At 41.6% G+C, this 22,052-nt stretch carries 20 protein-coding genes and 1 pseudogene; 14 read left to right on the forward strand and 7 right to left on the reverse strand.

Features of this window, described 5'->3' with window-relative positions:
• Positions 1–256: pseudogene (locus K358_RS0101995) on the reverse strand (IS110 family transposase); the annotation flags it as partial.
• Between the two features lie 90 nt (positions 257–346).
• On the opposite strand from K358_RS0101995, the gene K358_RS17900 reads away from it, so the two are divergent.
• The 4 genes from K358_RS17900 to K358_RS0102015 all read left to right on the forward strand — a co-directional run bounded on the left by K358_RS17900 (position 347) and on the right by K358_RS0102015 (position 3,230).
• The gene (locus tag K358_RS17900; RefSeq protein WP_051241136.1) at positions 347–1,039 is read left to right on the forward strand and encodes a hypothetical protein; all 693 of its coding nucleotides are present in this window, start codon (positions 347–349) and stop codon (positions 1,037–1,039) included.
• A gap of 73 nt (positions 1,040–1,112) precedes the next feature.
• The gene (locus tag K358_RS0102005) at positions 1,113–1,604 is read left to right on the forward strand and encodes a gamma-glutamylcyclotransferase family protein (RefSeq protein WP_027695259.1); all 492 of its coding nucleotides are present in this window, start codon (positions 1,113–1,115) and stop codon (positions 1,602–1,604) included.
• A 123-nt stretch (positions 1,605–1,727) separates the two neighbouring features.
• A complete protein-coding gene (locus K358_RS0102010; RefSeq protein ID WP_027695260.1) occupies positions 1,728–2,555 on the forward strand; it encodes a restriction endonuclease in 828 nt (275 codons plus the stop codon).
• 273 nt (positions 2,556–2,828) lie between these two features.
• A complete protein-coding gene (locus tag K358_RS0102015) occupies positions 2,829–3,230 on the forward strand; it encodes a hypothetical protein (protein WP_027695261.1) in 402 nt (133 codons plus the stop codon).
• A 391-nt stretch (positions 3,231–3,621) separates the two neighbouring features.
• On the opposite strand, the gene K358_RS0102020 is transcribed toward K358_RS0102015, so the two are convergent.
• On the reverse strand, positions 3,622–4,773 hold the full coding sequence (locus tag K358_RS0102020; RefSeq protein ID WP_027695262.1) for an IS110 family RNA-guided transposase: 1,152 nt from the start codon (positions 4,771–4,773) through the stop codon (positions 3,622–3,624).
• 118 nt (positions 4,774–4,891) lie between these two features.
• On the opposite strand from K358_RS0102020, the gene K358_RS0102025 reads away from it, so the two are divergent.
• The 3 genes from K358_RS0102025 (at position 4,892) to K358_RS19170 (ending at position 6,819) form a co-directional block, all read left to right on the forward strand.
• Entirely contained in the window at positions 4,892–5,356 is a 465-nt protein-coding gene (locus tag K358_RS0102025; RefSeq protein ID WP_027695263.1) for a GNAT family N-acetyltransferase, read from the forward strand.
• Positions 5,357–5,556: 200 nt separating this feature from the next.
• Positions 5,557–6,552 carry an endonuclease/exonuclease/phosphatase family protein gene (locus tag K358_RS0102030; protein ID WP_211232224.1) on the forward strand — a complete coding sequence of 332 codons (996 nt, stop codon included), beginning with the start codon at positions 5,557–5,559 and terminating at the stop codon, positions 6,550–6,552.
• 93 nt (positions 6,553–6,645) lie between these two features.
• Positions 6,646–6,819, forward strand: coding sequence for a membrane lipoprotein lipid attachment site-containing protein (locus tag K358_RS19170; RefSeq protein WP_156888671.1), 174 nt, complete (start codon positions 6,646–6,648; stop codon positions 6,817–6,819).
• Between the two features lie 125 nt (positions 6,820–6,944).
• Here the strand turns inward: K358_RS19170 and K358_RS17905 are convergent, their stop codons facing one another.
• Positions 6,945–9,566 (reverse strand): MMPL family transporter, encoded by a 2,622-nt coding sequence (locus K358_RS17905; RefSeq protein ID WP_051241137.1) that lies wholly within the window; start codon positions 9,564–9,566, stop codon positions 6,945–6,947.
• A 139-nt stretch (positions 9,567–9,705) separates the two neighbouring features.
• On the opposite strand from K358_RS17905, the gene K358_RS0102045 reads away from it, so the two are divergent.
• Complete coding sequence (locus K358_RS0102045; protein WP_027695265.1) at positions 9,706–10,398, forward strand: aspartate/glutamate racemase family protein; 693 nt, start codon at positions 9,706–9,708, stop codon at positions 10,396–10,398.
• Between the two features lie 133 nt (positions 10,399–10,531).
• Here the strand turns inward: K358_RS0102045 and K358_RS0102050 are convergent, their stop codons facing one another.
• Together K358_RS0102050 and K358_RS0102055 are read right to left on the reverse strand one after the other, a co-directional pair.
• On the reverse strand, positions 10,532–10,990 hold the full coding sequence (locus K358_RS0102050; RefSeq protein WP_027695266.1) for a DUF3069 domain-containing protein: 459 nt from the start codon (positions 10,988–10,990) through the stop codon (positions 10,532–10,534).
• 61 nt (positions 10,991–11,051) lie between these two features.
• Positions 11,052–12,503, reverse strand: coding sequence for a protein adenylyltransferase SelO (locus K358_RS0102055; RefSeq protein WP_027695267.1), 1,452 nt, complete (start codon positions 12,501–12,503; stop codon positions 11,052–11,054).
• A gap of 124 nt (positions 12,504–12,627) precedes the next feature.
• Between K358_RS0102055 and K358_RS17910 the strand changes: the two genes are divergently transcribed.
• The 6 genes from K358_RS17910 to K358_RS0102085 all read left to right on the forward strand — a co-directional run bounded on the left by K358_RS17910 (position 12,628) and on the right by K358_RS0102085 (position 19,879).
• A complete protein-coding gene (locus tag K358_RS17910) occupies positions 12,628–13,614 on the forward strand; it encodes a Solitary outer membrane autotransporter beta-barrel domain (RefSeq protein ID WP_051241138.1) in 987 nt (328 codons plus the stop codon).
• Positions 13,615–13,718: 104 nt separating this feature from the next.
• Positions 13,719–13,994, forward strand: coding sequence for an HlyU family transcriptional regulator (locus tag K358_RS0102065; RefSeq protein WP_027695268.1), 276 nt, complete (start codon positions 13,719–13,721; stop codon positions 13,992–13,994).
• A gap of 310 nt (positions 13,995–14,304) precedes the next feature.
• Positions 14,305–15,858, forward strand: coding sequence for a Re/Si-specific NAD(P)(+) transhydrogenase subunit alpha (pntA, locus tag K358_RS0102070; protein ID WP_027695269.1), 1,554 nt, complete (start codon positions 14,305–14,307; stop codon positions 15,856–15,858).
• A gap of 9 nt (positions 15,859–15,867) precedes the next feature.
• Positions 15,868–17,250, forward strand: coding sequence for a Re/Si-specific NAD(P)(+) transhydrogenase subunit beta (gene pntB / locus K358_RS0102075; protein WP_027695270.1), 1,383 nt, complete (start codon positions 15,868–15,870; stop codon positions 17,248–17,250).
• A 274-nt stretch (positions 17,251–17,524) separates the two neighbouring features.
• Positions 17,525–19,168 carry an ATP-binding protein gene (locus K358_RS17915; protein ID WP_051241146.1) on the forward strand — a complete coding sequence of 548 codons (1,644 nt, stop codon included), beginning with the start codon at positions 17,525–17,527 and terminating at the stop codon, positions 19,166–19,168.
• Between the two features lie 9 nt (positions 19,169–19,177).
• Entirely contained in the window at positions 19,178–19,879 is a 702-nt protein-coding gene (locus K358_RS0102085) for a response regulator (protein ID WP_027695271.1), read from the forward strand.
• Positions 19,880–19,997: 118 nt separating this feature from the next.
• On the opposite strand, the gene K358_RS0102090 is transcribed toward K358_RS0102085, so the two are convergent.
• Positions 19,998–21,527 carry a tripartite tricarboxylate transporter permease gene (locus tag K358_RS0102090; RefSeq protein ID WP_027695272.1) on the reverse strand — a complete coding sequence of 510 codons (1,530 nt, stop codon included), beginning with the start codon at positions 21,525–21,527 and terminating at the stop codon, positions 19,998–20,000.
• Between the two features lie 10 nt (positions 21,528–21,537).
• Positions 21,538–22,008: a tripartite tricarboxylate transporter TctB family protein gene (locus K358_RS0102095; RefSeq protein ID WP_027695273.1), complete on the reverse strand. Its 471-nt coding sequence runs from the start codon at positions 22,006–22,008 to the stop codon at positions 21,538–21,540.
• Positions 22,009–22,052 lie beyond the last annotated feature (44 nt).

The raw sequence follows: 22,052 nt of genomic DNA on the forward strand, positions 1-22,052 counted from the left end.
GATGCTGACGTATTCTAGAAACTAATTGAGGGCTTATTAGTCGAGCTTCATGACCAAACTGTGATACAAGGCGCTTCCAGTAATTAGATGTCGCACAGGCTTCAAATATCACGATAGTAGGTGTTTGATTGGCAATCCAAGATGTGAATGCTTGCGGCGTCATTTCATTGTTTGAAAGCACTTTATTGTTTGTGTACACACAAACTTGAAACACATCTTTTGCTAAATCAACACCAATAATAGTAGAATTATTCATAACTGTTTGACTCCCAATAAAAATTTATTAGCAGGTTAAGTTTAGCTGAGGAGAGGGAGTCTAATTATCTGTTAAATTGCTAATGGAGTTTTGACCATCCGCGACATTTTAGTAACTGATCGTTCAGTAGCAGAGTTCTGCTCAATATTCGATTCAGAGATAACTGAGATAACTAATTTACTTGAGCAAAGCGAGTCATGCTTTGAGCACTACTTTAGTGAACCTGAAAAACAGAAGTACAAATGGGTTCAGGAATTCACTTTTATGACCATAGAGTCCCTTGTCACAGCAACAAGGCTTTTGATTGAAGGTCATATTAATGCTTCAGGTAATACGATGAGAATTTCATATGAATCTCTTTGTTTAGCAATACTACTTAGTGCAGAGAATAATGTATTAATTAGTAAGAGTAAAAAAGCAAAACCTATCAATTTTTATAAGTCTTATTTACAAGGAAATAAAAGTACAAAAGCTCATAAAGCCATAGATAATGTTTTATTAAACGCTGATACTTTAGGTTTAATCGAAGGCTATGAGTGGCTCGAACAAGCAAAGAATTTTTATAATGGTTATAGCCACGCATCAATAATGACAATGGGTTCATTGATGTTACCTTCGGGCAAGCCAATTATTGCAGGTGGTTTTTATAAGGAGAAATTAGGCTTATATAAAGACCATTTAAACTTCGTACTCAGGTTTGCAAAACATCTACCCAAGCTTATTGAGGCAGTAGCTTTACGCAATTTAACAAGCGCTTTAAACGTAACAAAAACAGTTTGTTAGGTTCCGCTTCGCTCCACATTATAACCAACAATTTTTGTCCGCTTAAGCGGGCGTTAACTGTACAGGAGTTTCTATGAACTATTTTGCTTATGGCTCAAATATGTCACTTATTAGACTGAAAGAACGAGTACCAAGCGCAGAACTTATAGGTGTGTTCTCTTTAAAATCGCATCAATTGAAATTTCATAAAAGCAGTAAAGATGGCTCCGGAAAGTGCGATACTTTTGAAACTAATAATGATAGCGATATAGTTTTTGGTGCTCTATTTGAAATTGACTCAAGCGAAAAAACTGCACTCGATATAGCTGAAGGTTTAGGTTACGGTTATAACGAAAAAACAGTAAAAGTTTATAGTGACTCTCTGGGCGAGTTGGAAGCGGTCACATATTATGCAACCAATATAGATGCATCATTAAAACCTTATTCTTGGTATTTGAACCATGTAGTTGTAGGTGCAAAGGAAATTAAAGTCCCTTTTAATTACTTATCAATGATTGAGTCAACAGGAAGTATTGAAGATCCCGATAAAGAAAGAGATGCGAAGCAACGAGCAATGTACAGTTAACAAGGCGCTTAATCGGATGCATAAAGTTTGGGCGTTTTTATTTGGAAGTTAAGTGGTCGTTGTATGTTTATCAATTTGCACCGCTTAGCTTAGCGTTAGGAATCTAGGAGTTGAACCTTATCCATGATTGATGACCCGTATCCAGCAAACTGGCAGGATCTACAAACAGGTGTGAAACGACTATTTCGCAACGTAGGGCTGGCGGCTGATGTTGAGGTTGATCTTCATACGCCGCGCGGCACCGTGAATGTAGATGTTTGCGCTGTAGATCGTCGTAGTTTGGATAAAATCAAATATATTGTGGAATGCAAGAACTGGAATACCACAGTGCCTCAATCGGTCGTTCATTCATTCACCACGGTTATGCATGAGACTGGGGCTAATATTGGGTTTATCGTATCGAAGTGTGGCCTGCAATCTGGGGCGAAGCAGTATACCCGTAATACAAATATTACTGGATTAACTTATCTAGAACTTCAGCAGCGATACTTTGAGGCTTGGTGGAGAAGATACTTCTGCCCTCGGATAGGTGATGCAGCTGATCGTGTTTTGCAGTACACAGAGGAATTTAATGGTCAACGAGATAAAGCCTACGAAAACCTGTCAGAGGAAAAGAAGAAAAAATTTGATCAGTTACGATCACGTTACACTGTTCATTCTTGGATGTTTTCGATGTTTAACCTCGAGACCGTTAGCCCACGCATGAACACCGGTACCTTGCTGAATGTTCCGGCCGACTTAGATAGCTTTAAAAAAGATGTCTTATCTCATATCTCACCCGGTGTTGAATGGCACTGTATGACTTTTCGTGACCTTTTAGATTTAATCTTGCGGTTCCTCAAAGATGTAGAAGAGGAATTTAACTCACTTTTTGGCGGATATATTTTCGAAATTGGGCCGATAAGTGGTGTAGGGCCCGAGGGGCCGCCAATAGATGGTACCTTCCGATGAGGTTTGGAAATAAACTGCTGCTATGGACTGTATGTCTATTCCTAACAAGCAAAGGCAGGCGACGCGGTAAAGCGCGCGCCTGCTTTTGGCGTTAGGTAATAAGGAGAGTACTTGTGAAAATCGTTAAATTTGTGTGTCATTCTTGCCAAAAAGAATCGGAGTTTGATGCTTCAAAGACACCAATTATGTTTCTAGATGATGTAACACCTAGATCTGTTACCTATGTACCAAAATGTACGCACTGCGGAACTCAATGTTCGGTGACACCCAATAATGGCTGATCCCATTCAATCTACACCTCCTAGTGAAGAAGACTTATTTTATCTTCGGTGGGGAGAAGAAACTATTAAAAAGAACATTGAGAATGCTCATGGTGTTTTAACTCAGTTTCTAACATTAAATACTACTCTAATGGGTGGTGGTATAGCATTTATGAAACCAGAAAGCATAAGTGCAACTTGGTTGGGTGTCTCTTTATTCTTGTTCTTTTGGGGCTTGGTCTTTTCGTTTCTCGGTGTACTTCCTCATGAAACAAAAGTTAACCCGATTTCTCCGACTCAAATCAAGGAGCATAAAGAATTGGCGTTGCTAAAAAAGAGACGGTTAATGTGGTGTTGCGCCGTGGCAACTGGTGGAGGATTGGCTACATTAGCAATTGGTGTAATTATTACCTAACAAACTGTTAAACAAGGACAAAAAACAGTTGGTTTTGCTCCTTCGTCGCCAATTTTAACCAACTATTTTTTGCCTGTTAACAGGGCGTTGGTATGACTCCCACTGTCAAGTAGAGCGCAAAAATTCTACCCATTTATTTTGGGCATTCTTTCTTTAAAAAAGAGATAGTGTTAACGCATTGCTCAAGCAAGCACATTCGTCGGTTATCATGCTGGTATTCGTAGGTTACTTATCCGAAAATGAGCAGAGCTTACCGTACTTATTCCGTCGTGGCACCTGTCTGCAGTCTATGCTCGTGGTTCAATAGCCGTTAGGCTATTGCCATCCTAACGCCGTCGGAGTTTATGCCACACCCGATGCTTGATGCGTTGCGTTAACACTAATTCATAATTCATGAGGGTAACCTTGAAATACGTTGACGAGGATCGATCGGTTGGATCCCAACTTCTCGTGTGATTGCCCAAGTGAAGGCTACCATTTCTCTCGCAATTGCCGTAACAACACTGCGGTGTTTGCCTAAAAACATCAGCCGTTGATAACGTCGGCACAACCTGAGTTGTGCTGGCCAAGCAATGTCGATAATTTCTTTCGAAAGACCTTCTTGCCGAATTTGTAATTCTGATGAAATGTTGGCTTTATGTTGATAAGAGTGCGCCCCTTCAATCAATAATCGCCTTGCGCGAGAGTTACCACATTTAGTGATGCTGCCTTGTCGCCGCTTTTGTCCACTTGAGCTTTCAGAAGGGACTAATCCAAGATACGACATCAGTTTTCTTGGATGGTCAAACCGTCGTAAATCACCAAGTTCGGCAATCGTTCCTAAGGCCACCAATAAGCGAATGCCTCGAATGGCTTGGATTGCTTTGACTACAGGATAATAACGCCAATTTTTAACTTGGTGGATAAGCTCATTATCCAGTCGTTGTAGGCGCTGCATTCGTTCAGAGATGATTTGAATCATCTCTTGCAGCACAATTTGTTGGCTATGATGCGGAAGGACAAGTTCGGTGAGCCAGCGTAAATGCTTTTTAGACCAATTATCTTTCACGACAGTATTGATGTTGTTGCGGAGAAAGAAGCCTTTTAGTTGAAGTTTGGCATCTTTTAAATCTTTCATTGCGGTTTCACGGGCACGCGATAAATCGCGAATAGCTTCATCCTCGGCTTCAGGCACATAAATCGTGCTTAACTCATCAGCTCTAAATAATCTTGCCAACTTTGCCGCATCCCGTTTGTCGGTTTTCACTCTATCACCAGGCTTTTTAGGAATGAGCGAAGGGGCCACAATATAGCAGTGGTAACCAAGGCTGGTTAACAGTCGATAAATCCAATATCCACATGGTCCTGCTTCATAAATAAAATGAAGAGTGGCTTTAGGGAACAGTGATTGAATTTTTTGAGCCAGTTTAATCAGCGCGGATTTTGAAGTATCAATACGACCATAAGAAATCGGGGTTTCACCCCGATTATCTTTTAAAAGTGCGACTTGAGTGAAGGATTTATGGGTATCTAACCCAATAAAAAGAGTGGTATCGTTATTCATGCTAGCCTCCTAATTTAGTTCTTTAGCAAACTAATTATGGCTCTGGCTTCGCTAACCCACGAAACTGGAGGCTAGCACCTTCGTGGGAGTCATTATGTCTATGTGCTAGGAGGGCAGTTTGGGGGAAATTGTTATTTCACGATTACTTGATAGTGACCGTAGTGCAGTGTTTGATTTGCTTCAAAACGATCATGCTATGAGATTTCTTGGTCCTAGAAGGTCTTTGACTGATGAAGAAGCTGACGCTTGGTTTTCTAATGAGCAACAGGCAGAAACTAGGTTTGCCTTCAGGTCTATTGAAACTAACGAAATTGTTGGTTTTTGCGGAATTACACTACTTGATGACGAACTAGATTTTGGGTATTTCATTCGTCAGAAGTTTTGGGGGCAAGGGTTAGCATCTTTAATGTGCAAATTAGCAATATTCGAACTGGCTCAAACCATCGACTTAACTCAAGTGAAAGTGTTCATTGCGTCAGATAATATAGGTAGTCAAAAAGTGGCGCAGAAACTTGGCTGGCAAATAAAGTGCGCAGCTGAGAATAAATTTGAGTCAGGGCACTTGTATCAAATTCGCACATAACAAAACCTTGGCTTTCAAGGTTTGGTATTTTTTGTTTTATAGTAGGTGTTTGACTACGGTTTAGCTTTAACTTTAGGTATAGATACTTGGGATATTTGGATATAGTGATTTATATAGTGACGGGATTGATTGTTGGAGCGACTCTGCTTCCTATATACCGTCATCCACATTGGATTGTTAGGGGAATGGACTTTCCTCGGATGCAGTTCGCAATCTGTGCTGCGTTACTGATCTTGCTACAACTGATTATTCTTAATCTTTCTGAGCCTCAAACTTGGTTTATTGTTATCACAACAACACTATGCTTGATTTGGCAGCTTTGGTGGATTTTACCCTATACCAAACTATGGCGAGTCGAAGTTCATGCAAACCAAAATGTCGATGAGACTCGTCAACTTAGTATCTTAACCGCCAATGTGCTGACTCCGAATCGAGATGCTCATAAACTGGTTGATCTGGTTAATAAATATCAGCCAGATGTACTGGTTACGCTTGAATCGGATCAATGGTGGGAAAACCAATTAGAATGCCTTGAAGTGGATATGCCAGAAACCATGAAGTGTCCGTTAGATAATCTTTATGGCATGCATGTGTATTCGCGACTGCCGTTGCATGAGAAAGAAATTGCTTACCTAGTTGAAGATTATATTCCATCTATGCATACACTTGTCGAGTTACCGACCGGTGATTTAGTTCGAATGCATTTTCTACATCCTGCGCCGCCAAGCCCTACAGAAAATCCAGAATCAGCCGAACGTGATACCGAATTAATCATCGTCGCGCGTAGTGTGGGAGAGAGCGATCAGCCAATCATCGTTACCGGTGACTTAAATGATGTCGCATGGTCTCGAACTACTCGTTTATTTCGTAAATTGAGTGGTTTACTGGATCCTAGGGTAGGTAGAGGGATGTTTAATACCTTCCATGTAGACTATCCGCTACTTCGCTGGCCGCTAGATCATCTTTTCCACAGTGGGCACTTTACCGTCCAGAGTATCCAACGATTACCATCCATTGGCTCCGATCACTTCCCACTATTTTCTCGTTTGGCCTTCACACCAGTAAAAGGCAAAGGGCAAGATGGCTTGGAGCCCGATCAAGATGATAAAGCGTTCGCGACTTCTATTACTCGCTCTCAGAATGTTAGCAAGGAAGATGTTCCATTAAAAACTAACCTCCCTCAGTCATCAATTTGACATATCAATCTTTATAAACAGGCAATTTATCGCACCTAACTTATCCCATTAATTAAGGTGGGAATTTTGTATTTCATAATAAAAGGATAGTTTGTGAATAAATTGATTGTAGTCTTGAGTGCGTTGTTCATATTAAGTGGTTGTCAACTTACTCGCGTAGAGGGCGAACTGCATAATGTCGATGTTAAAGTCGGTACGAGAGACGATAGCCGTAATAATAATGGTAAATTTTGCCCGCCAGGACAGGCTAAGAAAGGGAACTGCTAATATTGAGCACTAGGCAGTCTCTTTTGCCTAGTGCTGGTTAAATCTATTCTCCAAATTAAATTCTAATTTCTTACACCTTTCTTCACACTAAGCCCTTTTCTTCACACTAAACCCTTTTCTTTGTACTAAACTGCTTTCTTTGTACTAAACAACAACGCGGGTAGAACCGTTAGGCTGTAAACCAGCAAGAAGCCAATCGCAATAGTCAGTAAGAAACCAATGCTGAACATACCGCGGTGATCGGCCAGTAATAATGAACCGAAAGTCACTATGGTCGTGAGTGAGCTTAATATGGCGGCTTTGGGTGTTGAAGATTGGTAGAAGGCTTTTACTGAACCTACTTCGCGGAAACGTTCCACAATATGAATGCCGTTATCTACGCCTAATCCAAAGATCAATGGGATCACGATGATATTCGCCATGTTAAGTGAAAAGCCACTCCAATGGGCGACCGCCATGGTTGATAGGGTTGTCAGCAGTAGTGGAATAAAGCTCAGCATCACATCTCTCTTATGCTTCAGAGCAAACAATAACACTAAAGCAATTAAGGCTAATGAATAGCAAGTGGCTTGCATGAAAGCTTGGGTAATAATCTTGCCCACTTGTTGCTCGGCGACTGGGCGTCCGGTGGCATTAGGCGCAACCGCCTGTACCGCATCAATAAACTCATTTAACTGTTTTACATCCCGCATATCACCAGATGGATAAGCAACCACCAATGCGTAATCTTGGTTGTAATAACGCTGTGCAAGTTGCGTTGGAATGTCATTAATAGTGGCGGGTGGTGCTTGCATCATTTGTTTAAAATTTTGCTGTATTTGAGCTAAAGGTTGCAGGGCTTGCAGCGAAATTGCCTGATAAATTTCAGTTTGATTAGCGGTTTTTAACCAATGTAATGTGTGGCTTGAAAGGGCATCTTTATAAGGTGATGTTTCTAGTTTTTCCGCAAGCTGAATTGGCGTGATGCCTTTAGCTTCAGGCGATGCCGGCTGATTTATGGTTTGTGACAATGTCACTATTTTTTTGTTGCGATCTTGTGGTAAGAACGAATTAATCGAAAGTGCATTGCTAACTTCAGGGAGTTTGGCGAGTTGTTGCTGCCACTGTTGTGCTTGCTCTGGCGTTTTTGCCAACATCATCATTTGATAGCTTGAAGTTAAGCCTTGTTGCTGGATTTCTTCTAGGGTGTTTACCGATTCTGATTTTGGTGATTTAAGCACTAAGGTTGAGAAATCGAATTTCATTTGGCTAGCACCAATGCCTGCGACGATGAGCAACACTACTGCGATACCAATCACCAGTTTATGATGCTCAACTAACCAATAACCTTCATCACTATGTTCTTGTTCAATGGCTTGTTGTTTCTTTCTCGGGTAACCAAATAGGAAGAAAAACACAGGGATCACGCTGAAAGTCGCGACTAGTCCCATCAACATACCCGCGGCTGAAATAATGCCGAGTTCAGCAAGCCCAGTATAAGCGGTAGGGTAAAAGCCTAAAAAGCCGATTGCAGAAGTCAGGGCGCATAAGCTGAGGGGCGTTAATGTTCCGCGAATAGAAGTTAGTAAAGTGGCTTGATTATTGGCATGTAAGCCTTGTTCTTCACGAATACGTAAACAAAAGTGAATTGAGAAGTCGACACCTAGGCCGATGAACATTACTAAGAACACAATTGAAATCGTGTTGTAGTTACCAACCAGCCATAAACCTAGAGCAAGCGTCCAGACTAGGCCGACAATCACCGCAACATAACTCGCCGCGATAATGCGCAGTGAGCGAATACCAAAGCCTAAAACCACGATTAAGCCAATTAGAGACATAGTACCGGCTAATTTTACGCTATGGTTTGCATCTTTAATTTCATCAAAATCTAAAGCGGTTTGTCCTGTTAATCGGATTTGAACGCCCGACACATCACTATATTGGCTAATAATGTTCTGTGCGGTTTCCATGATGAAGCGGTTAGGTTCTTTTTGAGAACGATCGGGTTCGGCATTAATCGAAATGATTTGGTAGCTTGTTTGTTTCGTTTCAGGAAAGAGCAGTGAAAACCAGTTTACACCTTGAGTGGCTGTGTTTTTCTGAGTAGCCGTTTTTTGCTGACTAATCGCTTTTTGCTGATGATCCGCAGATTGGTTTGATTCTGACACTTGATTCAATGCTTGTATTAATAAGCGTGCAGCATTGTCATCTTTTGACTCTACCGCTTGATTAAGTTGAGCAAGAAGCTGCTTGGCCGGCAAAGTAGGATCGGCTTGAGATTGGCTCATACTGGCACGTTGCAGTCTTGGCATTAACGAGGCTAGATTTTGCGAGAAGTCGTTAAACTCTTGGTCGGATAAAAACCACAGCGCTTGTTGTTTTAGCCAAGGTAGTGTCGATGGTGCGAACACATCTTTAAAGCTTGGTTGCTGAGTAAAGTCGTTGGTTAAGTTCTCGGTAACTTGCTGAACCTGTTGGCGATCATCGCCAGACACTACTATTACAAGGGAGCTTTCTGAGTCGCTAAACGTTTGAGTAGTTTTATCTAGGTTATCTCGCCAAGGAGCATCTTGTTTGACTAAATGATTGAGATCCGAATCGACGGAAAAGTGCTTTTGGCTGTATATCACACTGATATAGGTGGTAATGCAGATGAGTAGTAGGCCAAGCCAATAAGGCCAAGATTGGCGTGTAAATCTAGAGTGCTTTGTTGATGTGTCAGGTAGTTCTTGAGAGTCCGATTTGGAATGCTGAGAAAGAGTCATGGGCTTCACTAGATGGTCTTCATTGAGAATGAAAGAGTATACCGTCTATTCTCAGAAGAGAAAAATGCGTGATCATTATGAACTTCTATAAGTTATTGATATGGTGATAGGGTCATCAATGGGGATTATGGAGGCAAATGTGAAAACAGTTGGAATGATAGGCGGCATGAGTTGGGAGTCGACGGTTAGTTATTATAAAGCGCTAAATGAAGGTATTAAGGCAGAACTAGGAGGATTACATTCTGCCAAGATCTGCTTATACAGTGTCGATTTTTCTGAGATAGAGGCTTTGCAGCACCAAGGGAAATGGGATGAAACGGCGGTGATTTTGTCTAAGGCGGCTCAATCGGTAGAAGCTGGTGGTGCCGATTGTCTGCTTATTTGTACCAATACAATGCATAAAGTTGCGCCTCAAATTGAAGCTAACATTACAATTCCTATTTTACATATTGCGGATGCGACCGCTGAACAATTACTGAGTGATGGCGTTACTAAAGTAGGCTTGCTTGGAACTCGCTTTACCATGGAGCAGGATTTTTATAAGCGTCGCTTAGTTGATAAGTTCGGTATTGAAGTCTTGGTACCAAACGAAGACGATCGCGACGTGATCCACTCGGTGATCTATGAAGAACTGTGCCAAGGTGTGGTGGATGCTGAATCGAGGAAAAGTTACCTTGAAGTGGTTGACCGTTTAGCATCACAAGGTGCGCAAGCGGTGATACTAGGCTGTACTGAAATTGCATTGCTCATTAATCAAAACCACACAAATGTGCCGTTATACGATACGACTAAAATTCATGCTGACTATGCCGTGAAGTGGGCGATTAGCTAATTTATACCTAGGTGGCTTCAAGATGCAGAATTCAGAGCTATCATCCAAACCTTTAGGCAATAAAAAACGCTGACATCAGTCAGCGTTATTTTTATTTACTTACTTATACTGGAATACTTGGCTCTAGCGGCGATTAAGCTTGCTCTGCAAAGATTTCCATAAAGTCTTTTTTCAAGATAGGGTCACGGCGTGCTTTTTTAAGCTGCTTAACCATATCTTTTACGCAATTTTGTAGTACTTTGTCTAGTAGGCTTGCGCGATATTCTTGTTGCTCTTCTTCGCTCATATCGTCACGCATTTTTAGCGTTTCGAACTCTTGCATGAAATCGATAGCAGCAAAAGTTTGGCCTACCGAGATCAAAGCATGGAATTGTTCGAAGTTATCTAAAATATTTTGCGCGCTGCCTGGTAGATCATCCCATACATCACGAACGGCTTCTTCTGAAACTTCATGAATTGAAGTAACCATAGGTACAGCTTGCTCTGGTACTTGTTCGAACTCGATAAGGTGGCGAAGTTCTGGCGAATAAGTGCTTAGATCAATGGCTTCCACTGACTCTTCTGTAACGTTTACTTCTTGTTGTTCTGACATAAGGAAACCTCATTTAATTCTGCACAATGGTGCTGCTCAGCCTGCATTATGGATAAGCTTGCTACGAAGAGCAACTGATCTCAAGTTCATGTGCCCAAGAAGGCGGCAGATTTGAATATTGATCATACTCTGGCTGCTCATCATAAGGGTTTTGTAGCAAGGTAAATAATGTTTCTACTTCAGAGTAGTCGCCATCTTCCGCTTTATCGATAGCGATTTGAGCAAGGTGATTACGCAGAATGTATTTAGGGTTGTGAGTTCTCATTGCTTCGCAGCGCTCAGTATCGCTTTGTGTTTCTAAAGTTAGCCGCTGTTGGTATTGCTCTAGCCAGGTTTTCGCGGCTTCACGATCTAGAACCAAATCAATCACAGGCTGAATGCCTTGACTATCGAGCATAGAAAGCTGACGGAAAAAGCGAGTGTAGTCGACTTTGTTTTTGGCTAGTAGAGCAAACATTTCACCAAATAACTCAGGATCTTGCTCTTGCTTGGTTTGCAATCCAATTTTCTGACGCATCAAACGACTGAATTCACGGTTAAGTTCCGGTTCGTAGAGTGCGAGAGCGTCATCTAAATCACTACGCTCAATTAATGGTGACAAAGAGTGAGCGAGGGCGGTTAAGTTCCATAATCCAATATTCGGCTGATTGGCGAAGGAGTAACGGCCTTGGTAATCAGAATGGTTGCAGATAAAACTTGGATCGTAGTTATCTAAAAAGCCAAATGGCCCAAAATCGAAGGTTTGTCCTAGTATCGACATGTTATCGGTATTGAGCACCCCATGAGCAAAACCAAAGGCATTCCATTTGGCAAATAATTGAGCGGTAGAAATGACCACTTGCTGTAGCATGGCAGCGTAAGGTTTTTCTTGTTGTTGGCATTCAGGAAAGTGATTGCTTAAGGTATGTTCAGCCAGCTCTTTAAGTTGTTCGTGTTGACCTGTATAAAAGCAGTGCTCGAAATGACCAAAGCGGATATGGCTTTCTGCAAGGCGAATACAAATTGCACCCGTTTCGGTTTTTTCACGATAAACCAGAGTCTCGCTATTGATTAATCCTAGTGCGCGAGTCGTGGGAATACCTAAGTGATGCAAGGCTTCAGAGCATAGATACTCACGGATACTAGAACGAAGAACGGCTCGACCATCACCTTGGCGAGAAAAGGGCGTTAAGCCAGCACCTTTAACATGAATATCGTAACGTCTCCCATCGTTTGCTTTGATCTCTGCCATCAATAAGCCGCGACCATCACCTAAGTCTGGGTTGTAATAGCCAAACTGATGGCCAGCGTATTTCATGGCGATCGGTTTAAATTCTTCAGGAAGAGTAATTCCGGAAAAAGCATTGAGCATTTCTGTATTATGCTCTGTAGGGAGTTGGAGTGATTCAGCAAACTCATGGTTCCAATGAACCCAATGAGGGCGACTTAATGGTGACGGCGTAACACCTTGGTAGAAGGACTCTGATAATCCATGAAAATGATAACTAAACTGTGCGCTAGACCAAGACGACATAACGTAACCCCCTTTATTTTGTCTAGATAAATTAGCATACTAACAAGCAATGGAATACTTAGGCAAAATAAGGTTAATGGCGGTGGATGCCGTATAACTACTTTATTATAGATAAGGGAATTGAATGGCTTCATCTTTAACGACAAACTTTTCCATTAACCTTTTATTCGTCTTCTTTTTTTCGTCTTACTCATTAGCTGCACAGAAAGCGCCTTCACGTGCTCAGGAAAGTTTTTCGACTGCGATTGTATTAACCGATAGTGAAGCAATCACATTTGGTATTCAAAATTTTAATCCTAATTCATTTCGTGTTTTTGAAAATGATGACATTGGAGATGATGCCTCGCTAGACCTTCGTAACCGAGTTTCTGTTACGACATTGCCTTATTCTTGGGTTATTGATAGTCCGAGTCCTTATTTTCAACATGAGTTTTCGGTGCGGGCAGGCTATGTCAATTTTGAAAATGAAATTAGCTTAGATGAGCGTCCTGACTTGCCAGCAGATCATGATCAAAATGAGGTGTTTGATGGCTTTTTTCAATACAGATTAATTTGGAATATCACGGATACTTGGAATATAAAATATGGCCTAGGTAATCATTTGATGTACTTTAAAAATGATCACAGCTATAACAGTGCAGAGAGTCAGCAGTTACAATCTCAGTTGGATGGTTATGTTTATAATGTGTCGAGCCGAGCGTATATCGCCGAGCCAAATATTGAATTGAATTATGAACTTTACCGTAAATGGGGTTATTGGAAGTACACCTCTTCTTTTAACTACTTCTACGGTAAAGTGTGGGATCAAAACCGAGAGTATGAGTTTGGTAACCCTAAAGGTTGGTATATGGTCAATGGCTTGAAGGCGAATTATAGGCTTGCCAATTGGTTTGGTTATATACCTTCAGCATATACCAGTGTAAAACGTATCGATTTAAGCGGCGATCCTGAGGCTTCTTTAGGTACGGATAAATATTATGAGTTATCTTTGGGGGTACTCTTAACGCCACCTATATTGAGAGATTTTGTTGATAATGTCGGTATAGGTATAAGCATAAATTATGGTAGTGCGTTGAAAGGCGGAAGTTTAGTTTTATTTTTTAATGAATAAAGTTTTATTCTTGCTGAAACTCGCATCTGGAAGTTACTTAGGTATAAGTTACTTGGGTAGATAAGTTTCATTAGGTTGATAGGTTGAATAGAGAGGATAGAGCATTGGGATTTTTGTCGAAGTTATTTGGTGGTAGCAAAGCGTCAGTAAAGAAAGAAGTAGAACCAATTGAGTACAATGGCTTTTTAATTTACCCAGAACCTATCGCGGAAGGCGGTCAATTTCGAATTGCTGGACAAATAACCAAAGAAATTGATGGTGAAGTTAAAAGTCATCGGTTTATACGCTCAGATGTATTGTCTTCTGAATCAGATGCTTGTGAATTAATGGTCAAGAAATCAAAGATGTTTATTGACCAATCATCCGGCAAGATTTTTTGATTCAATTGAATGTTTAATCAGCATTTTATGACTTATCACATGGAGATTTTCTACACAAATGTATGGCGTGCATATCAGGTATGACCTGTTATTGTGATCAATCTGTTGTTTTTTTACGTCATAAGAGTGAGAATCGTCAAACTTAGAGTTATATGTCATATAAAAATGTTTTTTTATTACATTGAACTTACGGTTACTATCTTTAACTGTTATCTCTTAGATTAAGTTGATCTTAATTAAAGGGCGATGCCCAGAGATGAGTTTAAATAGTAGACTACAAATTTATTGTGCCAATGTTCAAGGAATAGCTATGCAGATTGGTGTACCAAAAGAAATACTCGCGGGTGAAGCGCGAGTTGCTGCCACGCCGAAAACGGTTGAGCAGCTTTTAAAACTAGGCTTTACCGTCGCAGTTGAGTCAGGAGCGGGTGCTCTTGCCAGCTTTGACGATGCAGCCTTCGAAGCCGCAGGTGCTTCAATTGTTAATACTGAAGAAGTGTGGAAGTCAGGCTTGATCCTGAAAGTAAATGCGCCACGTATTAACGATGAAACAGGTGTGGATGAATTTGATCTTATTCAAGAAGGTGCGAGCCTAGTTAGCTTTATTTGGCCAGCTCAAAATGAAGAGCTACTGAATAAACTGGCGACCAAAAACATTAATGTTATGGCGATGGATTCTGTGCCGCGTATTTCTCGCGCGCAATCGCTAGACGCATTGAGTTCAATGGCTAACATTGCAGGTTACCGAGCGGTAGTTGAAGCAGCTCATCAGTTTGGTCGTTTTTTTACTGGTCAAATTACCGCTGCAGGTAAAGTGCCACCAGCGAAAGTATTAGTTGCAGGTGCGGGCGTTGCCGGTCTTGCTGCAATCGGTGCTGCCGGTAGCCTAGGCGCTATCGTTCGTGCATTTGATGTACGCCCTGAAGTAAAAGAGCAAGTCCAGTCAATGGGTGCCGAATTCTTAGAAGTTGATTTCAAAGAAGAGTCTGGCTCTGGTGATGGTTACGCGAAAGAAATGTCTGAAGCGTTCAACAAAAAAGCTGAAGAGCTTTATGCTGAACAAGCGAAAGATGTTGATATCATCATTACAACGGCATTGATCCCTGGTCGTCCAGCGCCGAAGCTTATCACCAAAGAAATGGTTGATAGCATGAAAGCGGGTAGCGTGATTGTTGACCTTGCTGCTGCGAATGGCGGTAACTGTGCATACACTGAAGCCGATAAAGTAATCACGACACCAAATGGTGTAACGATTATTGGTTACACAGACATGGTAGGTCGTTTGCCGACTCAATCTTCTCAGTTGTACGGTACAAACCTTGTAAACCTTCTTAAACTGCTTTGCAAAGAGAAAGATGGCAACATCAATATCGATTTTGATGATGTAGTACTTCGTGGCGTGACAGTAGTAAAAGAAGGCGAAGTAACATGGCCTGCGCCACCAATTAAGGTATCAGCGCAACCACAAGCCGCTGCAAAACCTCAAGCAGCACCAGAACCTAAAGTTGAAGAGCCTAAGTCACCCGCTAAGAAAGTGGTGGGTATGGTTGTTGCTGCCGGTGCGTTTGCTTGGGTTGCAAGTGTTGCGCCAGCTGCATTCCTTTCACACTTTACTGTGTTTGTATTGGCCTGTGTGGTCGGTTACTACGTAGTTTGGAATGTTTCGCATTCACTGCATACTCCATTGATGTCGGTAACCAATGCTATTTCTGGCATTATCGTTGTCGGTGCATTGTTGCAAATTGGACAAGGAAATACCTTGGTATCTGTCTTGTCTTTCATCGCTGTATTAATTGCGAGCATTAACATTTTTGGTGGCTTTACCGTGACCAAACGTATGCTTGAAATGTTCCGTAAGAAATAGGAGTAACATATGTCTGCAGGATTAGTACAAGCGGCATACCTGGTTGCTGCTGTTCTTTTTATCATGAGCCTTGCTGGTCTATCTAAGCAAGATTCTGCTCGTGCTGGTAACTACTACGGTATTACTGGTATGGCGATCGCGTTGATCGCAACGATCTTTGGCCCTGATACTGGTAGCATTACTTGGATCATCATTGCGATGGTGATTGGTGGTGCGATTGGTATTTTCTACGCTAAGAAAGTAGAAATGACCGAAATGCCTGAGCTAGTGGCGATGCTGCATAGCTTTGTAGGTATGGCGGCTGTGTTAGTAGGCTACAACAGCTACTTAGACATGGGCACTATGACTTTAAACCATGCTGAACACGTGATTCACCTAGTAGAAGTATTCTTAGGTGTATTCATCGGTACAGTAACCTTTAGTGGTTCGATTGTTGCTTTCTGTAAGCTACGTGGTCTAGTTTCATCTTCTGCGATGAATATTCCTCATAAGCACAAGTGGAACCTATTAGCATTGGTGACCTCAACGTTATTAATGATCTACTTCGTTAATAACGATGGCAGCATGTTAGCGCTAATGGTTATGACAGCGATTGCATTGGTATTTGGTTATCACCTTGTATCATCAATTGGTGGCGCGGATATGCCAGTTGTGGTGTCAATGCTGAACTCATACTCAGGTTGGGCAGCGGCGGCAGCAGGTTTCATGCTAGCAAATGATCTACTTATCGTTACCGGTGCTCTAGTGGGTTCTTCTGGTGCGATTCTGTCTTACATCATGTGTAAAGCCATGAACCGTTCTTTTATCAGTGTTATTGCTGGTGGTTTCGGCGCAGCACCAACCTCTACATCAAGCGATGAAGAGCAAGGTGAGTACCGAGAAACAACCGCTGAAGATGTGGCTGAAATGCTAAAAGACTCTAAGTCTGTGATCATCACTCCGGGATACGGAATGGCGGTTGCACAAGCACAGTACCCAGTTTACGAAATCACTGAAAAACTACGTGCACAAGGTATTGAAGTTCGCTTTGGTATTCACCCTGTAGCAGGTCGTCTACCAGGTCACATGAACGTATTATTAGCTGAAGCGAAAGTACCATACGATATCGTATTAGAAATGGATGAGATCAACGACGATTTCTCTGAAACAGATACGGTTCTAGTTATCGGTGCTAACGATACAGTTAACCCAGCAGCTCAAGAAGATCCAAACAGCCCAATCGCAGGCATGCCTGTACTGGAAGTTTGGAATGCGAAAAACGTGATTGTCTTTAAACGTTCAATGAACACAGGTTATGCCGGTGTACAAAACCCATTGTTCTTTAAAGAAAATACGCAAATGCTGTTTGGTGATGCTAAAGCCAGCGTAGATGCGATTGCGAAAGCGCTGTAATTAATAGTATTCGTTAATTAACACTATTCGTTAATTAGCAAGCTTCACAATAGAAACCAGTTGCTGAAAAGTGACTGGTTTTTCTTATGTCTGAAACCTATTCATCAAAACACATATTTACAACTTGAGCCTTAAAAATGTAACGGCTGCAAGGCTTATCACAAAATCAGGACATTGAATCTCTAGAACACGGCAATTGTTAATAAAAAGTGGTATTTTCTTTGCCATCTTTTGGTTGTAGTCGTGTCCTGTCTTAAATAGGGTTGATGCCGTGATCCAGTGGAATACACTTAATTTTCGTCGACGCTTATTGGTGATCATGACGGTATCTGGCTTATTTGAGCTTTTGGTACTGACTGCTGCAGGCTTTAGCTATATCAAACATACTCAGCAAAATGATTTAGCCCAAAAAGCCAAAGAAGTGTCGGCTTTTCTTTCTCGTTCTCCAGAAATCATTCAATTAATTCAAACTCGACAGGTAGGTGAACAGCAACAGAAACTACGAGATCTCACAAGGTTAATCGGCGCGGCTTATATTGTGGTGGGTGATAAAAACAGCATTCGTCTTATTCACCCATACGACGATAGGCTCGGTAAACGCATGGTGGGTGGCGATAACCAAAAAGCGCTCGAGCAAGGTCTGAGTTATATTTCTTATGCAAAAGGATCGCTTGGTCACGCTGTGCGCGGTAAATCAGCGGTACTTGATAATAGCGGCAACATCATCGGTATTGTTTCAGTTGGCTATTTACTGGATAACTTACAAAACCGTATTGAGCCTTACCTTGCTTTCTTACTTATCACAGCACTACTGGTTTTAACGCTAAATATCACACTCGCCAACTATGCATCAAGACGCTTTCAAAAAGCTATTTTAGGGTTTGAACCTGAAGAAATTGCCCGTTTGTATGTGGAATTAGATGTCACGCTGAGCACGATTAAAGAAGGGGTGCTGAGTATTGATGCTCAGGGGATTTTACGCTCTATCAACCGCAGTGCTTGCGATATTCTAAAACTGAACCGAGATGAAGTATTGAATAAGCCTTTTTCAGCGGTGATGCCAGACAGCGATTTAGAGCGTTTATTGGTACAGCCAAAATCGGATCATAATATTAATTTGTTTTTGAATGGTCAGCGGATTATTGCTAACCGTAGTCCTATTTATATCGATGGGCAAGTGGTGGGTGCGGTATCGAGTTTCCGTCGCCGCGATGAAATTGCCGACCTGACAGAGAAGCTTTCGCAAACTCGTGAATATGCCGATCTACTTCGCTCTCAAACGCATGAACATCACAATAAGCTCAATACTATTAGTGGTTTATTACAACTGAACGAAATTGAAAAAGTACAGAATTTGATTGGTAGAGAAACCGAGCATTACCAGCAGCTTATTGAGTTTTTACGTCAAGCGATTGCCGACCCACTGATTGCGGGCTTGTTACTCGGTAAAACCGAACGAGCAAGAGAACTGGGGATCCGCTTGCATATCGAAGAAGGCTGCCATTTAGAGGCATTACCAGTAGAAATTAATTCTGAAGATCTTGTTACTATTCTAGGTAATTTGATTGATAACGCGTTTGATTCGGTACTTGAAGCGAAAGAGGCTAAACAGTGTAGTGAACCTGCAGTTGTGGTCTCCATTAGTGACTATGGCACCGAAGTGATTTTGGAAGTTGAAGATAATGGCCTCGGTTTACCAAATAAATATAAGCCTGAAGAGTTATTTGAAAAAGGGATTTCAAGTAAAGCGAAAGCTAACCGCGGTGTCGGGTTGTATTTAGTGAATACCATTACCAAAACCTATCATGGTCAGTTCGATATTATAAATGGGCTGCAAGGTGGCGCGCGTGTGACGATTTATTTGCCCAAAGATCAGCATCTTTATCGTAATAGTATGGACTCAGGCGAGATTAAATAGGAAGAAAAAATGACTCAAGAAAGCATTCGAGTGTTGATCATTGAAGATGACATTGCCATTGCCGAAGTAAACCATAAATACCTGAGCCAAATCGATGGGTTTGAAGTTGTGGGTATTGCGACTAGTCAACATGAAGCCGAGATTCAAGTCGATATTCTCAAACCTCAATTGGTATTGCTCGATGTGTATTTACCCGATGGTAATGGATTAGATATTTTGCGTTATTTACGTCAGCAGCAACATCAATGCGATGTTATTTTAATTACCGCTGCTCGTGATGTTGATACCTTGCAACAAGCAATGCGTGGTGGTGTGGTGGACTACTTATTGAAGCCAGTAATTTTTTCTCGCTTGGAGTCGGCTTTAAATAAATACAAACATCGATTAACGGGTTTTGAGCAAGCGTGTAGTCTAGATCAAGGATTAGTGGATAAGATGTTTCAAACGCCTTCAGTTGATGGTGAAGGAAATCAGCATACATTGCGTCTACCAAAAGGTATTGATGGGGTGACGTTAGATAAAATCCGTTGTTTGTTTAAGCAAGAAACCGGTCAGTTAACCGCAGATGAAGCTGGAGAAAAAATCGGCGCGAGTCGAACTACTGCCCGTCGTTATTTGGAGTATTTGATCACAACTGGCGAACTGGTAGCTGATCTAAGCTACGGTACGGTAGGTCGACCAGAGAGAAGCTATAAAAAAGTGGTTCGTTAAGTTTAAGATAGGAATCCAATCAATTGAATAATATAAAGCCACCAGTGATGGTGGCTTTGTTTTATCTATTTATTTATCTATCAACTCAACTCGTTATATCCGTTGATTATTGAGAGGCTTAACTGGAAGACGCATCTACTTTGCGGCCTTTAAAATATTTCCATGCCATTGTGAGTAGTGGCGAGAAAAGAACCAGTACAGCGATAGAGGTAAAGGCCAGCGTAATTGGGCGTTCCCATAGGAAGTTCAATTGCCCGTCACTGATCATTAAAGCTCGTCGCAAGTTTTCTTCCATCATTCCCCCGAGTATAAACCCGAGTAGTAGTGGGGCGAGCGGGAAGTTAGCCAAACGTAATGCAATTGCGACCATGGCAATCATGACCATAATGTACACATCCATGGTATTAAACGAAACCAAATACACGCCTGTGATTGAGAAGAACAAAATCATTGGCAGCAGTACAGTACGTGGCACCATTAGTAGCTTGGAAATATACGGGATCAGCGGCAAGTTCAAAATAACTAACACGATATTGCCGAAGTACATTGAAATGATCACTGACCAAAAGATATCTGGGTTATCGACAAATAAGCGTGGGCCTGGTTGAATGCCATAAGAAATTAAAGCACCAAGCATAATCGCAGTCGTGCCAGAGCCGGGAATGCCAAGCGTTAACAGTGGTACGAAGGAACCACTTGATGCGGCATTATTGGCGGACTCTGGTGCAACTAAACCACGAATGCTGCCTTTACCAAACTCTTCTTTTTTCTCTTTCGGGGCGAGATTACGCTCCATACCATAACTTAAAAACGCAGCAATGGTCGCGCCAGCACCAGGTAATACGCCAGTAAAGAAACCAAGAATCGAAGAACGAATCGAAACTGGAGCGGCTTCTTTAAATTCTTCTTTAGAGATCTTCATGCTACCCAGTTCATTCATTTTTTGGCTTTCTTGCTGGCTAGTATCTTTTGAAGGTTTAAGGATCCCCATTAAGGTTTCACCTAGTGCAAAAGTTGCCATCGCTAACAATAAGAAACTAAAGCCATCGATTAAGTCGGTTGAGCCAAAAGTGAAGCGTTCAACACCAATGCCTTTGTCGATACCCACGGTAGACAACATTAAACCGAAGATAGTCATCATCCAGGCTTTTATGACTTGTCCCTTACCAGCAAAGGCAGCAACCGCCGATAACCCCATTAACATTAATGCGAAATAATCGGATGATTGAAAGCTAAGTGACACGGTAGCTAAAGCGGGAGCCGCAACCAGTAACATGATTGCTGATAAAGTACCGCCAGTAAAAGAAGAATAGGCGGCAAGCGCCAATGCTTTACCTGCTTGGCCTTTCTGCGCCATTGGGTAACCATCAAAAGCGGTTACAACCGTAGAAGAACAACCCGGTGCATTAATTAATATTGAAGAGGTCGATCCACCAAATACCGCCCCATAATAAACCCCTGCCATTAAAATTAGGCCAGAAGAAGGGTCTAATCCATAACTAATTGGTATCATTAGAGCAATCGCTGAAATTGGCCCAAGCCCAGGTAACATGCCGATAAAGGTACCGACAAAGCAGCCCACGATAACCATGAAGATATTCATTGGCATAATGGCCGTGGATAAACCGATCAAAATTCCATCTAACATGATTTCTATCCTAGAAAAGGTTGAAGATGTACCCAGGCTCTAGATAAATATCTAATCCCTGAGTGAGTAATAAATAAAACGCAAAAGCGAATGGGAACGACGCGCCAAATAAAATCGACTTTTTACGTTCACCGAGTAGATAAAAACCGCCAAGTAAGAAACCACCAGTGGCAAGGACAAAACCTAACCAAGTTAAGCCAAGCCCATAAAGAGCCATTAAAATTAGAAATGAAATGAGTAGCTTCCAATCAAAATGGCTAGCCAGTCCGCGTTTTTCATCGGGTTGTGCAGTGACAAGCAGTAATAGAGATAAAATCGAGCCGATTATTGCTAATGCAAAGGGTAAGGTTCGAGCGGTAAAGGGTTCATATTCATCACCAGGAAAAAGCATAATTTCGGTTGTTTGATAGCCATAGCCTAAGCAAAACAAGAGAAATAATAGGGCGCTAATTCGGTCGGTCGAGATAAATTTGGAGAACATAACTCAGCTCCAATAGAGAAGGAAATAAGAAAGCCGCATTCAAC

Origin of the sequence: Vibrio litoralis DSM 17657, from assembly GCF_000426765.1 — a bacterium.
GTDB lineage: Bacteria > Pseudomonadota > Gammaproteobacteria > Enterobacterales > Vibrionaceae > Vibrio > Vibrio litoralis.